The sequence below is a fragment of the Archangium violaceum genome (assembly GCF_016859125.1).
Classification (GTDB): domain Bacteria; phylum Myxococcota; class Myxococcia; order Myxococcales; family Myxococcaceae; genus Archangium; species Archangium violaceum_A.
Genome location: NZ_CP069338.1, coordinates 11,102,003 through 11,115,625 on the forward strand (window position 1 = coordinate 11,102,003; position 13,623 = coordinate 11,115,625).

Annotated in this window: 16 protein-coding genes and 1 pseudogene; 15 read left to right on the forward strand and 2 right to left on the reverse strand. The window is 67.7% G+C overall.

Features of this window, described 5'->3' with window-relative positions; all coding sequences use genetic code 11:
* Positions 1-5 precede the first annotated feature (5 nt).
* From pqqC to pqqE, 3 genes are read left to right on the forward strand one after another with little or no spacing between them, the layout of a single operon-like run.
* Entirely contained in the window at positions 6-761 is a 756-nt protein-coding gene (gene pqqC / locus JQX13_RS46875) for a pyrroloquinoline-quinone synthase PqqC (RefSeq protein ID WP_203405885.1), read from the forward strand.
* Positions 758-1,033, forward strand: a complete 276-nt coding sequence (pqqD, locus tag JQX13_RS46880) for a pyrroloquinoline quinone biosynthesis peptide chaperone PqqD (protein ID WP_203405886.1) — start codon at positions 758-760, stop codon at positions 1,031-1,033. Before pqqC ends, pqqD begins: the two co-directional genes overlap by 4 nt.
* The gene (gene pqqE / locus JQX13_RS46885) at positions 1,005-2,168 is read left to right on the forward strand and encodes a pyrroloquinoline quinone biosynthesis protein PqqE (RefSeq protein WP_239014287.1); all 1,164 of its coding nucleotides are present in this window, start codon (positions 1,005-1,007) and stop codon (positions 2,166-2,168) included. The genes pqqD and pqqE overlap by 29 nt, the downstream gene beginning before the upstream one ends.
* Positions 2,169-2,475: 307 nt before the next feature.
* Here pqqE and JQX13_RS46890 read toward each other — a convergent pair whose 3' ends face one another.
* Positions 2,476-2,778, reverse strand: a complete 303-nt coding sequence (locus JQX13_RS46890) for a hypothetical protein (protein WP_203405887.1) — start codon at positions 2,776-2,778, stop codon at positions 2,476-2,478.
* 273 nt (positions 2,779-3,051) lie between these two features.
* Here JQX13_RS46890 and JQX13_RS46895 point away from each other — a divergent pair, with 273 nt between their 5' ends.
* From JQX13_RS46895 to JQX13_RS46905, 3 genes are all read left to right on the forward strand, one after another.
* On the forward strand, positions 3,052-3,654 hold the full coding sequence (locus JQX13_RS46895; RefSeq protein WP_203405888.1) for a TetR/AcrR family transcriptional regulator: 603 nt from the start codon (positions 3,052-3,054) through the stop codon (positions 3,652-3,654).
* Positions 3,651-4,229, forward strand: coding sequence for a DoxX family protein (locus JQX13_RS46900; protein WP_203405889.1), 579 nt, complete (start codon positions 3,651-3,653; stop codon positions 4,227-4,229). The genes JQX13_RS46895 and JQX13_RS46900 overlap by 4 nt, the downstream gene beginning before the upstream one ends.
* A 463-nt stretch (positions 4,230-4,692) precedes the next feature.
* Positions 4,693-5,982, forward strand: coding sequence for a matrixin family metalloprotease (locus JQX13_RS46905; protein WP_203405890.1), 1,290 nt, complete (start codon positions 4,693-4,695; stop codon positions 5,980-5,982).
* A gap of 327 nt (positions 5,983-6,309) precedes the next feature.
* Here the strand turns inward: JQX13_RS46905 and JQX13_RS54985 are convergent.
* Positions 6,310-6,543: pseudogene (locus JQX13_RS54985) on the reverse strand (S8 family serine peptidase); the annotation flags it as partial.
* Positions 6,544-6,890: 347 nt separating this feature from the next.
* Between JQX13_RS54985 and JQX13_RS46910 the strand changes: the two are divergent.
* From JQX13_RS46910 to istB, 9 genes are all read left to right on the forward strand, one after another.
* On the forward strand, positions 6,891-7,823 hold the full coding sequence (locus JQX13_RS46910) for a hypothetical protein (protein ID WP_203405891.1): 933 nt from the start codon (positions 6,891-6,893) through the stop codon (positions 7,821-7,823).
* 491 nt (positions 7,824-8,314) lie between these two features.
* Positions 8,315-8,563: a hypothetical protein gene (locus tag JQX13_RS46915; RefSeq protein ID WP_239014288.1), complete on the forward strand. Its 249-nt coding sequence runs from the start codon at positions 8,315-8,317 to the stop codon at positions 8,561-8,563.
* A 7-nt stretch (positions 8,564-8,570) separates the two neighbouring features.
* The gene (locus JQX13_RS46920; RefSeq protein ID WP_203405892.1) at positions 8,571-9,005 is read left to right on the forward strand and encodes a hypothetical protein; all 435 of its coding nucleotides are present in this window, start codon (positions 8,571-8,573) and stop codon (positions 9,003-9,005) included.
* Positions 9,006-9,113: 108 nt separating this feature from the next.
* A complete protein-coding gene (locus JQX13_RS46925; protein WP_203405893.1) occupies positions 9,114-9,407 on the forward strand; it encodes a hypothetical protein in 294 nt (97 codons plus the stop codon).
* A 28-nt stretch (positions 9,408-9,435) separates the two neighbouring features.
* A complete protein-coding gene (locus JQX13_RS46930; protein ID WP_203412640.1) occupies positions 9,436-9,723 on the forward strand; it encodes a DUF6900 domain-containing protein in 288 nt (95 codons plus the stop codon).
* A 122-nt stretch (positions 9,724-9,845) separates the two neighbouring features.
* Entirely contained in the window at positions 9,846-10,379 is a 534-nt protein-coding gene (locus JQX13_RS46935; RefSeq protein WP_203405894.1) for a ribbon-helix-helix domain-containing protein, read from the forward strand.
* A 977-nt stretch (positions 10,380-11,356) separates the two neighbouring features.
* Positions 11,357-11,917, forward strand: a complete 561-nt coding sequence (locus JQX13_RS54990) for a hypothetical protein (RefSeq protein WP_239014289.1) — start codon at positions 11,357-11,359, stop codon at positions 11,915-11,917.
* Positions 11,895-12,848, forward strand: a complete 954-nt coding sequence (locus JQX13_RS54995) for a Mu transposase domain-containing protein (RefSeq protein WP_239014290.1) — start codon at positions 11,895-11,897, stop codon at positions 12,846-12,848. The genes JQX13_RS54990 and JQX13_RS54995 overlap by 23 nt, the downstream gene beginning before the upstream one ends.
* Positions 12,845-13,609: an IS21-like element helper ATPase IstB gene (gene istB, locus JQX13_RS46945; protein ID WP_239014145.1), complete on the forward strand. Its 765-nt coding sequence runs from the start codon at positions 12,845-12,847 to the stop codon at positions 13,607-13,609. Before JQX13_RS54995 ends, istB begins: the two co-directional genes overlap by 4 nt.
* Positions 13,610-13,623 lie beyond the last annotated feature (14 nt).

A 13,623-nucleotide genomic window follows, 5' to 3' on the forward strand; every position in this document is an offset into this window, starting at 1 on the left:
CAACCATGAGCGACAAGACACCGCTGACCCGCGCCGAATTCGAACAGGCCCTGCGCGCCAAGGGCGCCTACTACCACATCCACCACCCCTATCACGTGGCGATGTACGAAGGCTGCGCGACCCGCGAGCAGATCCAGGGCTGGGTCGCCAACCGCTTCTACTACCAGGTCAACATCCCGATGAAGGATGCCGCGATCCTGGCCAACTGCCCGGACCGCGAGATCCGCCGCGAGTGGATCCAGCGCCTGCTCGACCACGACGGCGCCCCTGGCCAGGACGGCGGCATCGAGGCGTGGCTCCGCCTCGGCCAGGCCGTGGGCCTGGAGCCCGACCAGCTGCGCTCCCAGGAACTGGTGCTGCCCGGCGTGCGCTTCGCGGTCGACGCCTACGTCAACTTCGCCCGCCGCGCCAGCTGGCAGGAAGCGGCCAGCAGCTCGCTGACCGAGCTGTTCGCCCCGCAGATCCACCAGTCGCGCCTGGACACCTGGCCGCGGCACTACCCATGGATCGATCCGGCCGGCTACGAGTACTTCCGCACCCGCCTGGGCCAGGCCCGGCGCGACGTCGAGCACGGCCTGGCGATCACCCTCGCCCACTACACCACCTACGAGGGCCAGCAGCGCATGCTGGAGATCCTGCAGTTCAAGCTGGATATCCTCTGGACCATGCTCGATGCCATGAGCATGGCCTACGAGCTGAACCGCCCGCCCTACCACACCGTCACCGACCAGCGCGCCTGGCACAAGGGGATCGCCCTATGAGTTTCGATCGCAACCTGACGCCCCGCTGGCGTCTCGGCTATCGGTTCCAGTACGAGCCGGCCCAGAAAGGTCACGTCCTGCTCTATCCTGAAGGAATGATCAAGCTCAACGAGAGCGCCGCCGCCATCGGCGGTCTGATCAACGGCGCCCGCTCCGTGCAGGCGATCATCGACGAGCTGGACCAGCGGTACCCCGGCGTCCCCGAGCTCGGTGAAGACGTCGAGCAATTCATGGAGGTCGCCCGTGCAAAGCACTGGATCGAACTTGGCTGAAGTCCCGCCGAAGCCCGCCGTCGGCCTGCCACTCTGGCTGCTCGCCGAGCTCACCTACCGCTGCCCACTGCAGTGCCCCTACTGCTCCAACCCCCTGGACTTCGCCGCCCAGGGCAAGGAGCTGACCACCGCAGAGTGGTTTTCCGTGCTGCGCCAGGGCCGCGAGATGGGCGCGGCGCAGCTGGGCTTCTCCGGTGGCGAACCCCTGGTACGCCAGGACCTGGCCGAACTGATCGGCGAGGCCCGGCGCCTGGGTTACTACACCAACCTGATCACCTCCGGCATCGGCCTGACCGAACAGAAGATCCGCGCCTTCAAGGACGCGGGGCTGGACCACATCCAGATTTCCTTCCAGGCCAGCGACGAGCAGGTCAACAACATGCTCGCCGGGTCGAAGAAAGCCTTCGCCCAGAAGCTCGAGATGGCGCGCATGGTCAAGGCCCATGGCTACCCCATGGTGCTGAACTTCGTCACCCACCGGCACAACATCGATCACATCGATCGCATCATCGAGTTGTGCGTGGCGCTGGAGGCGGATTTCGTCGAGCTGGCCACCTGTCAGTTCTACGGCTGGGCCCAGCTCAACCGCGTCGGCCTGCTGCCGACCCGCGAACAGCTCGAGCGCGCCGAACGCATCACCAACGAATATCGCGCCAGGCTCGCCGCCGAGGGCAACCCGGTCAAGCTGATCTTCGTCACTCCCGACTATTACGAAGAGCGGCCCAAGGCCTGCATGAAAGGCTGGGGCAGCATGTTCCTGACCGTCACCCCGGACGGCACCGCGCTGCCGTGCCATGGCGCGCGCCAGCTGCCGGTGGCGTTCCCCAATGTGCGCGATCACAGCCTGCACCACATCTGGTACGACTCCTTCGGCTTCAATCGCTTCCGCGGCTACGAGTGGATGCCCGAGCCGTGCCGTTCCTGTGACGAAAAGGAAAAAGACTTCGGCGGCTGCCGTTGCCAGGCCTTCATGCTGACGGGCGATGCCAGCAACACCGATCCGGTGTGCGGCAAGTCTCCACGCCACGACATCATTCTCAAGGCCCGCGAAGAAGCCGGAACCGCCACTGCGGGCATAGGACAACTGACATTTCGTAATGAACGAAACTCGCGCCTCATCACCAAGAAGGGCTGAATCCTTCAGCGCCGCCCAGGCCGTTGGCGCCGTCACCCTGAACCCTCCCCTCATTTCGACGAAGCCCAATGATTTCAAGGGGTTATAAACCAGGCGGATTGTAAAAGACCCCAGTAATTTCGGGCACTTGCGAAAATGAGGGGAGGGTTCAGGCCGTCACCGACTTCGCCGAACCGTGGGTCGGCCCCGGAGGGCTTACTACAGCTGGGCCGGGTTTTGCGAGACGTTCGCCCGTCACGGTGGGGTGCGATCTCTCGTGGACAATTGAACGCCCACCGGCCAGAGACAAGCTCAGCCTTCGCCTTGACTACCAAAGAGAGGGGTTGGCGGGAGGCGCGTCCTCCAAGAAAGGCGTCACCATCGATTCGAGTACCTTCGCCTCCCCCGAGATCCCAATAGGAGAGGTCGCGGGGAGGATCACCAACCGCGCCGCAGGAACCTTCGTGAGAATCCCAGTCGCGGCCGCCTCCTCATCGCCTCCGCCCCGCAGCTTGAACATCGCCACCGCGTGTTCCAGCTTCACGCCATCCGCATCACCCACGATGACCATCGTCTTGGCTGAAATGGCGCGCATCTGAGCGTCGGTGATGTTCTGGTCGTTGATGTTCAACACCTTCCCGGAGCCGGAGGAGGAGAGCCCGTCCTCTGCCGCGAAGGTGGAGGAGCCGAAATAGAAGCCCTCCTCCTGGAACATCCTCAGCGGCTAGCCCATCCCCGCCCAAAGGAGGGGAAGGTATGGCTGGAGTAGCCGGTTCCGTGGACACCCGAGATGTGATGGGAGGATCTCTCAGGAGCACTGCCCGGGCTCCAACATGTACTTGACCGTCCGTACAAAAATCATTACTTAAACGGCCGTTCAAGAATCAGGGCCGCGGGAGGCTCCATGGGAAGACCCAAGACCTTCGAGGAAGACGAGGTCCTCGAGCGTGCGATGAAGCAGTTCTGGGAGACGGGCTACCACGCGCTCTCGGTGCGGGACCTGGAGGAGGGCACGGGCCTGCTCCGGGGAAGTCTGTACGCGGCCTTCGGGGACAAGCGGGCGCTGTTCCTCGCGGCGCTCGAGCGCTATGCGGACCTGAGCGCCCGGGATCTGGAGGAACTGCTCGCGGAGGGCCCCACCCCACGGGCGGGCATCGAGCGCTACCTGCGCAAGCGCATGAAGGACTGCACGGGCGCGAGCCACCATCGCGGCTGTCTCCTGGCCAATACGGCCGCGGAGGTGGCGCCCCAGGACCCCGAGGTGCGCGCCCTGGTGGGCCGCCGCTACGCGAAGATGGCGGCCATTCTCGAGGCCACCGTCAGGGCTGCCCAGGAGCACGGGGAGATCGACCCGGCCCGGGACGCGAAGGCGCTCGCCCAGCACCTCATCGTCCTGGTGCAGGGCATGAGCGTGGTGGGGAAGACGGAACCCGAGGCCGGGCTGGTCCGCTCGGCCATGCGCATGGCGTTGGCCATGCTCGATAGCAAGGACCCGGAGGACACATGACGTCTCGCAACGTTTCGCAGCTTCTCCTCGGCCGTCACACCGTGGACGGCCCCACATCCACGGGCCTGCTCGTGTTGAGGTTGCTGGCCGGCGGCGCCATGACCCTTCACGGCGCTCCCAAGATGCTCACCGCGACCAGCTGGATGGGACCGGACAGCCCGGTGCCCGGCGTGCTCCAGTTGCTCGCAGCGGTGGCGGAGTTCGGGGGGGGTATCGCCTGGATGCTGGGTCTCGTCACCCCACTGGCCACGCTGGGCGTGGTGGTGACCATGCTCGTCGGAATCGTCATCGGCCACCTCGCCGTCGGCGACCCCTTCATCCGGCTCAGTGTGGGCGGGGTTCCTCCAGGGCTCGGCATTCCCTTCGCGGGCCTGCCCACCTGGCTCGTGCGCGCGGGAGGTCGCAGCGCGGCGGCCGTGGGCTCCGGTTCCTCCGAGCTGGCAACGCTCTTCACGGCCATCTCCGTGCTGCTGCTGCTTACGGGGCCGGGACGCTTCTCCCTCGACGCCGTGCTGTCGCGCGCACTCGCCCGGCGCCCCGAGAAGGTGTCCGAGAAGGTGTCAGGCAACCTGTAAGCATCGCCTCGTGGGCAAGCCCAGGTGCTCCACAATCGCCTGCACCCCTGGTGCTCCCTTCACCAGGGACGCCACACGCCGTAAAAGTTCCAGCCCGGTGAAGAGCAGGTGCGTCGTGCCGTCCGGCAGCGGGCGCTGCCGCTGACGCAGCTCCTCGCCGAGCGTGTCCAGGGCCGCTCCGAGTGGTTCGACTCCAATGCGTGCCGCAGCGGTCCCCAGGCTTCCTCCTCCAGCTCGCCGAGCGCACGGAGGGCACCCGAACGGACCCAGTCCACGAAGTGCTTCGAGAATCCTGTCCATGGACGCGGTGAGCGCCAGGTTCCGCCGCGAGCACCTTTTTTCGTCGTGGCTACCCCCCGCACATTTTTTTTCGGCTCCGCGTGGGACAGGCGCCTCGTTTTCTCGTCTTTTAGGAGAACCCACGCTGGCGCTGAGTTCCGGCGTTCACCCCGCGGAGATGATCGTGACCAAGAAACTGACGCGTTCCTGGGTCGTTCCATTCGCCCTCCTGGGCCTGGCTGGATGTGCCAAGCCCGGTTCCGACGAAGCGCCCGCTCCCGCTTCCGAGGACGCTCACGCGACGGCGTGGGTGCCCGGGACGCCGGTGCCCGCCCAGGCGCACGCCGAGGGAACGGAGCACACGATGGAGATGGACTGGATCCGCCGGGACGGTTCGATCGATGACCTGACCGACCACTCGGCGTTGATCGTCAGCGGCCGGGTGGAGTCCACGCGCTACGACGTCGTCCGCGCCTGGGCGCAGTCCAAGGTGGAGGGGCAGCCCACCGGACCGGAGAGCGGCATCTACTCCGACCTTCCGGTGACCATCGCGACCGTGCGGATCGGCGACATCGCGCGCTCCTCGCAGGAGCTCAAGACCGCCTCGGGCGGCACGGTGGCGCAGGGCTCCACCGTGGAGATCATGTTCCCGGGCGGTCTGCTCTCCGACGGATGCACGATCGCGCCGCAGGACAGCTCGCTGCCGGCGGTGGGCGCGCAGGCGGTCTTCTTCCTCGTCCCGCAGGGGGGCACCGCGCCCCTGGCCACGCGCTCCATGGAGGGCATCTACTCCGTGACCGGCGGCCCGCTGGGCCAGTTCCAGGTGAAGGACGGCCTCATCCAGGACGCGGGCTCGCAGCGTCACGCCGCCGCGACCGAGGGATACGCCGGCAAGCCGGTCAGCGCGCTGCTCGAGCGGGTCGCGTCCCGCGCGAAGGCCGTCCAGTACCTGGGTCCCGACCTGCCCAAGCTGGCCATGTTGGATGAGCGCCCCTCGCAGGGGCCGTCCGCCCAGAGCTGGTGCGGGGTTCCGTACTTCGCCCACAAGTGGTGCCGCAAGCCCACGAACATCACCTTCACGGACTACTCCAGCTCGAAGTGGCCCGTCGGCGACGGCATGAACGAGTGGATGTACAACAACTACAACAACAGCCTGTATCTCTACTGGCGCTCCAGCGGCACGTCCGACGTCATGGTGTACGAGGCCAATTACGGCGCCAACGGTTGGTACGGGTACGCGACCTACAACGCCGCCAGCTCTACCTGCATTGCGAACGCCACCATCAAGTTGAACACCTACTACTACTCGGGCTGGCACTACGGGAAGACGGTCTCGACCCACGAGATCGGGCACGTCCTCGGTCTCAATCACCACAAGGATTGCAACTCGATCATGTATTACAACCCCACCGCGTGTGCGGCCAACATCACGACCTGCGACATGCAGGCGGTGGCGGAGCGCTATCCGTACTGAGCGCGGTCTGATGACAAGCTGAACCAAGCGCGCCTCCCGGCTCCTGGCCGCGGAGGCGCGTGTACGTTCTGCGGGGTGGACGTGTCCGCGAGGGGGTGTCAAAGAACTTTCCTCCTGCCCCAATCCCTCCCAGCACGGCAGGGGCTCTCTTTCCAACTCCACCGGCTCGGCCCATTCCTCGGCGAATCTCCCCTCCCCCGCCTCCATTTCCTCTCTTCCCCGCTTGCTCCAGCGCTTCGTCCAGTTGAACCACCGGAACAGCCGCCGTGCTGGCCCCAGCAACTGCGGCAGGCTCCCTCGTTTCGACTCCTTTGACACCTTCTCGGGGGTTCCCTCGCCCTCGCAGTTGAGGACGCGCACGGGGTGGAGCAGCACGTCCTTGGCGACACCCACGGTGCTGCCGCCCACCGTGCCGGCCACGTGGGTTCCATGCCCGCGGCAGTCCTCCGTGCCGAGCCCATCCCCGATGGCGTCGAAGCCAGGGCGGATCCGGCCCGTGAACTCGACGTGGGTGGAGAGAATACCGGTGTCGATGATGTACGCGAGCACCCCGGCGCCCGTGTGTAGCGGTCCTGGACGGCCCGGGCCGGTTGCGCGAGCCGCAGCTTCTGGGAGGAGGTGCCCTCCGAGGGGGCCATCTCCGGGTGTTGCTCACATCCCGCGATGAACCACGAGGCGGCGAGAGGGACGATGGTGCACAGCCGGCTGCGCATGGGAACCCCCTGTGGGTCGTTCGATGGTCCGTCGGCGAATCATCTCAGGTTCAGTGCTCGCCGGACCAGACCCCCGGGCCCGAATGTCGGGAGATTGCTGCTATTCCCGCCCTCCTTCCGGATCACCTTCCCTCCCGGCTAGGGTTGCGGACCATCTCATTGCAACCCCGGATGATCTCCAGGGAAGGAGACTGCATGCGTTCACGTTTGCTGGCGGTAGTGGCGATGTCCGGGCTGTGGGTGGGATGTGGCGGCACGGCGGCCGAAGCGCTCAACAAGTACAAGGCGGCCTCCCTCTCCTCCGAGGCCGATGTGAAGTTGTGGGCGCAGAGGGCCAGCGCGCCCAACATCTACGCCAGTGCCAACGTCGCGGTGGCGCTCGTGGGCCTGCTGGGTGGTTCGAACGGACAGGATCCCAACTGCCCGGTCGTGGCGAAGGACGGCAACACCACGCGCTTCACCGGAGGCTGCACCGACACGAACGGGGTGGAGTGGTTCGGCTCGATGGAGCAGGTGGGCGAGGGCGAGGACACCGGGACCGCCCTCATCACCTATGACGGTTTCGGCTATCAGAAGGCGATCACCGCCTGTGAAGCCTCGGGCGGCAAGACCAAGCTCATCTTCCACGGCACCAGCAAGATGACCGGCAGCAAGTCGAAGAGGGACTTCGAGATCGACATCCGCCTGGAGGCCTCCGGGCAGTCGGAGAGTTCCTGCACGCCCATCTCCGCCACCTCGGCCTGGGAGTACAAGGGGAACGTCGACGGGGCGGACACCTCCTTCGGCGATGGAAGGCAGACCTGGAACGGCTCGGGCCGCATCGGCGACAGCCAGTCCGGTGTGATCGAGGTGGAGACGAAGGCGGAGGTGGTGGATGGCTCGGTGTGCGACTCCGAGGCGGCCTCGGGCAGCACCACCGTCAAATCGGGCGGTCACACCGCCGTCATCCAGTACGATGGCGCGACGGACTGCGAGGACTCCAGCACCGTGCAGTGGAGCCTCGATGGGAAGGCCTCGGCGGAGATGGAAGGCGTCCGCTGCTCGGCCGCCAGTGGCCCCGCCTTCTCGGCGTGGAGCCTGGCCCTGCTCGGCGCGCTGGGGTTGATGCGCCGCCGCGCCCGGCGCTGAGCCCCGCCGCTTCCCGGCTCACGCCTCCGGAGTGGGTCCCTTCGCCGCCGGGACCCCCGGATAATCCAGCGCGGGACTCTCGATGGTCTGGTTCATTCAGGGGACCAGCTCTCCCGCGAGCAGGGGCGGAGCCGGGGCTGGAGGAGGAGAGCCCAGCCATTGCCGCGACGGAGGAGGAGCCGAGGAAGGAGCGCACACCCCGTTTGGACCAGGCCGGGCTGCTGCGCCGCGTGGTGTTGAGGCTCGAGCCACCCCAGCCAAGAGAGCCAGGTCCCTGCCGCGCACCTCCTGGGAGCGCGGCCAGGGCCGGCGTGTACCCCAACGGGCTGCGCGGCCTGTCCACCGGCCGGGCTCACTGCTCGGGCGGCCCCGTCAGCGGCCCTGCTCGGCTCCTCCGCTCCAGTCCACCACCTCTCAACAGGCCTTCAATCCTTCCTATGCTCTCCGCCTTCGAGTTGACGGGCAGCATTCGGGAGGTGGGGCGACTCGGTATGCAGTACTCCAACAGCGACACCGTCGCACACAGCGACATGGCTGGAGGCGGCTCGGTGACTTTCCGCAACCGCCTTCCCGCGACGCCCTCCTCCATTACGTTTTCGCCCTCGGCCAACAGCGGCAGCTTCGTCGGAAACCCCACCCTCTTCCTTCCGGACAGGGACGGCTTCGCCTTCTACAGCTTCCAGACTGTGCCAGCCCTCGGCGCCGCTTACTGGTTCGGCACCTACACCGCCGTTGTGTGAGAACACCATGGCCATTCACGAAGTCACCCAGGAAGAAGCCCTCCAGCGCTGCGCCCGGTGCGGTAGCGACAACCGCCTCTCGCTGAAGTCGTTGGAGGTTGGCGTCGCCCGTGACGGGCACGTCGACGCGGACATTCTCCCGCTGCCGCCATGCACCCAGTGCCGCTCCACCGAATTCCTCATTCGCTCCGGCGAAGAAGAGGGGGCGCACCTGGCGCCGGGCAGCTTCGGCCACCTGCACCGCCTCCTCGTCAACCACCTCCATGCTGAGTTGGTGCAGCGGGGCCGCGTCATTCCGGCCCCGCGGGCCAAGGCCCTCGCTGGCACCGTCCTCCCGCGCCCCGTCCCCCGGGGCGTCCTGGCGCGCTGGTTTCCGAAAGGACTGCGAATAGAGGCACCCCATGTAGAGAAAACCCCCAACCCAGGCGCACCCTCCGAATAGCCGGGCGCGACTTCGAGGCGCAATTCGCACTCCGCCGAGTTGCTATTGCGGCCGAGGAGAGCGTGTATGTCCTTGCACGCAGCGCCACCCCAGCAAGGAGACGCACTCATGGTTATTGGCACCATTACCACCTACCTCGGCGACGAAATTCCCGGCCTCCAGGGCGCGAAAGTCTGCATTTTCGCGGTGCTTCGCGGCGCAGTCCGGCCAGACGTCGACGTCGACGCGGAGGACTTCTACGTGAATGAGGACGCCACGCTGGCGCGACTGGGCGGCGTCACCGCCGAGGACTGCGTTGACGTCGCGCCCCTTCGCGCGGACGGCAGCACCAGCTTCGTCCACGTCGCCCCGCGCGCCGTCGACTTGGAGTGCTTCACGGGTTTGAAGACAGGCGCGCAATGACTTGCCATGCGCCCGAAGTAGAGCGTGTATGCCCCTCGCGCGCCTCACCCCGGAAGGCGCGCGGACGGAAGCCATGACGAAACACCCCATGCGCCACACGCCAGCCCAGGGCAGCGGCAAACGCCCTGTCGCCCCTGAAGTCCTTGAAGCCACCGTTGAGCGCATTGGGCGCGAAGTGCTGCACCTCGAGACATTGAAGACGCGCCGCGCGGACAGCCTCGACTTCCATGAGCTTGCGGTGTGGAGGGTGAGAGACGCCCTCGAAGAGGCCTTCCGCGCCGGCATGCGCGCCGCCACGGATTCACGCGGCAAGTAGGCGCCCCACTGGAGTGACAGCCCCTGCCCCGCGCGGGGCGCAACCCGACATGGGGGCTTCCGGGCCGCCCTCGTGGACGGGAGACGTGTACCCAAGGCCCGACACGGAAAGAAGCCACAGCCATGCCCCGTACCACCCGAGTGAAGCAGAAGAAGCAGCAGGCCGCCGCCACCCGGAAACGCTCGCCTTCGAGGAAGGCCGCCAGCGCCAGCCGCGCTCCGGCCACGCCTCCCGCCGCGCGGCGCGAGGCCAACGCCGCGCCTGCGGAGAGCGCCACCGCCGAGACGACACCGCCCACGAAGCGCGGGCGCTTCGCGGGCATGAGTGTTGCCGAGTTGCAGGCGAAGTACCGCGAAGTCGTCGGCCGCCCGACTGGAAGCACCCACCCCGCCTACCTTCAGTGGAAGATTCGGGAGGCGGAGGCTGGCCGGATTCCGGTGGGCCCGCGCCCGCAGCGCGAGGTGAAGCCCAGCGCCACCGGCAAGCGCGTCATTCCCCTCTCCTTCGACGAGAAGGCCCTGGAGGCCCTGGACAAGGCCTGGCGCAACGCGGGCATGCCCAGCCGGACGCACTTCTTCCGGCGCGCGGTGCGCCACTACCTCACCGAAATGGGCGCCACCGAGGCCGCCGCCTTCTTCGCCTCGGACGCGGAGTGAGGGGGCGGCCATGACGACACGGCAATCTGGCCCGGAAGCACCGGTGGCTGAGGCCCTCCGCAAGGCGCTCGCAGGTGCGCGGGTGGACGTGAAGCTGGCGCTTTCCAGCTGTGGCACCGAGCTGCAGCCCGAAGCCGAAGTCTTCTTCCCCAGGGGCACCCACGTGCGGCAGCGGAATGCGGCCCTCCTTCTGCTTGTCGATGATCACCGAGAAGCGCGGGAATTTGGACGAGCCGAGCGTGGCGGCCTGAAACTGGCGGGCAGAGGTAGGAGGAGGTAGCGCAGAGAGCCGGGACGAGGGCGCCAAAAAGAAGAGGGCCCGGAGCTGGTACCTCCGGACCCTCAGGCCGAATCACGGGGACGCGATGCGGGAGGAGCACGCTCGCACGAGGCCGTGAGGCGGTCCAGTTTCCAGGCGTCTCGAGCCTGGGGACGCGTGGATTCACTGCGGATGGCGCAGTGCGCGCTCGGCACCTGCCGGGCACTCTTCTACCTGTGCCGTCGGCACGACCGGGGCCAGCGCTACTGCTCGCGTGAGTGTAGTGCGCAGGCGCGCCGCCAGAGCCAGAGGGAGTCGGGGCGACGCTACGCTCGCGGCTTCGCGGGCCGGTGGGCCGCGGCCAGGCGCCAGGCCCGGAGCCGTGAGCGGCGAGCACGGAAAGTCACGCATCAGGGTAGCCCGCCGCTGGAGGGCGCGGGCACCTTGGCGCCGCCGACGCCAGAGGTCGCCCTGGAGGCCACCACTTTTCGCGTCGGCCAGGAGCCGACTGATGCGGACAGAGGGAAGAGAAGGACACCGGGCGAGTGCCCGGTGCCGAGGCGGACGAGGGACGGGCTGGCGAGGGCGCTGTGGCGAGCGTGCGAGCCCCTGCCAGTGCCGGGAGCGGTGCACGCTGCGCGGTGTGCGGATGCCGTGCGGACTTCGTCCGTCATGGGCCCTGGGAGCCACGCCCCGGGCCCCGGGCCAGGAGGGCGCCATGGTGACTGACGAGCAGCGCGCCCGCATCCGCCGCCTCTACTTCGCCGAGCACTGGAAGGTGGGCACCATCGCCGCCGAGCTGGGCGTGCACCACGACACCGTGAGGGGAGCCCTGGAGGTGGAGCGCTTCGTGCGCACCACCGCCCGGGTGAGGCCCACCATGCTTGACCCCTACCGGGATTTGATTGCCCAGACACTGGCGCAGCACCCCAAGCTGCGCGCCACGCGCTTGTACGAGATGCTCCGTGCTCGCGGCTACCAGGGCAGCGCCCTCCAGGTGCGGCGCTACGTGGCCCGGCACCGGCCGGTGTCCTCGGCCGAGGCCTACTTGCGGCTGTCCACGCTGCCGGGTGAGCAGGCCCAGGTGGACTGGGCCCACTTCGGCCGGCTGCGCATTGGCGGGGCCGAGCGCCCCCTGTGCGCCTTCGTCCTGGTGCTCTCCAGGACGAATCGCCCTCTACGCGCGCTTCGTCCTGGAGCAGTCCCTGGAGAGCTTCCTGCGCTGCCACACCCTGGCCTTCCAGGCGCTGGGCGGGGTGCCGCGCTCCCTGTTGTATGACAATTTGAAGAGCGTGGTGTTGGAGCGCGTGGGCGACCACATCCGCTTCCACCCCAAGCTGCTGGAATTCGCCGGCCACTACCACTTCGCTCCCAAGCCCTGCGCCCCCTACCGCGGCAACGAGAAGGGCAAGGTGGAGCGCTCCATCCACTACCTGCGCCACTCCTTCTTCGCCGCACGTACCTACTCCTCGCTGGATGACCTCAACTCCCAGCTGTCGCGCTGGATTGAGGACACCGCCCACGCACGCCCCCTCCCACAGGACACCTCGCGCCGCGTGCACCAGGCCCTGGAGGAGGAGCGGCCCCGACTGCTTCCCCTGCCAGGGAATGCCTTCGGCTGCGACGTGGTGCGCACCCTCCACAGCGGCAAGACGCCCTACGTCCGCTTCGACGGCAACGACTACTCCATTCCCCACACCCTGGTGACAAAACCTCTCACCCTGGTGGCCAGCGACTCGCTGGTGCGCCTGCTGGATGGCACCCGGGAGGTGGCCCGCCACACGCGCTGCTGGGACAAGGGCAAGACTCTCGAATGCGAGGAGCACCTGGCCGCCCTCGCCGCCCACAAGCGCCACGCCCACGAGCTGCGCGGACGCGACAGGCTGCGCCAGTCCTGCCCCAGCGCCGACGCCTTCATCGCCGTGCTCGCCTCGCGTAACGCCCACCTCGCAGGCCATACCTCGCGCCTGCTCAAGCTGCTCGACGCCCATGGCCCCGAGGCCCTCGAGTCCGCCCTGTCCACCGCGCTCTCTCGCGGTGCCATCGGCGCCGAGTCCGTCGCCCACCTCCTGGAGCACTCCCGCCGCCAGCAGCACCTGCCTCCCGTCCTCTCAGTCTCCCTCCCCGACGACCCCCGCGTGCGCTCTGCCCGCGTCCAGCCCCACTCCCTCTCCGACTACGACGCCCTCTTGCGAAAGGACTCCCCGTGACTTCCTCCCTGGCTCATTCCCTCTCCGGGCTCGGCCTGCACCGCACCAGCGCCGAGCTCGATGACCTCGTCGCTCGCGCCACCAAGGCCCGCCTCTCTCCCACCCAGCTGCTGGAGCAGATTGTCCAACTGGAGTCCGACGAGCGCGCCCGCCGCTCCCTGGAGCGCCGCACCCTGCGCAGCCGCCTGGGCCGCTTCAAGCCCATGGCCGACTTCGACTGGAGCTGGCCCAAGTCCATAGACAGGCCCCTGGTGGAGAGCCTGCTGCGTCTGGACTTCCTCCAGGACGCTCGCAACGTCGTGCTGCTCGCCGCCCAGGGCCTGGGCAAGACGATGATTGCCCAGAACCTCGCTCACGAGGCCCTGCGCTCCGGCCACTCCGTCCTCTTCACCACCGCCTCCCAGCTGCTACTCGACCTCGGCTCGCGCGACTCTTCCCGCGCCTTGGAGTCCCGCCTGCGCCACTACGCTCGCGTGGGCCTGCTCATCATCGACGAGCTGGGCTACCTCTCCTACGACGCGCGCAACGCCGACCTCCTCTTCCAACTCGTCAACTTGCGCTATGAGAAACGCAGCCTCGTCCTCACCACCAATCAGGCCTTCAGCGACTGGCCTACCATCTTCCCCAACGCCAGCTGCGCCACCGCCCTCATCGACCGCGTCATCCACCACTGCGACATCGTCTCCATAGAGGGCGACAGCTACCGCCGCCGCGAAGCCGAAGCCTCTCTGGAGTCTCGCCGCTCCCGCCGCTCCGGCTGACGCCCTGGGGGACT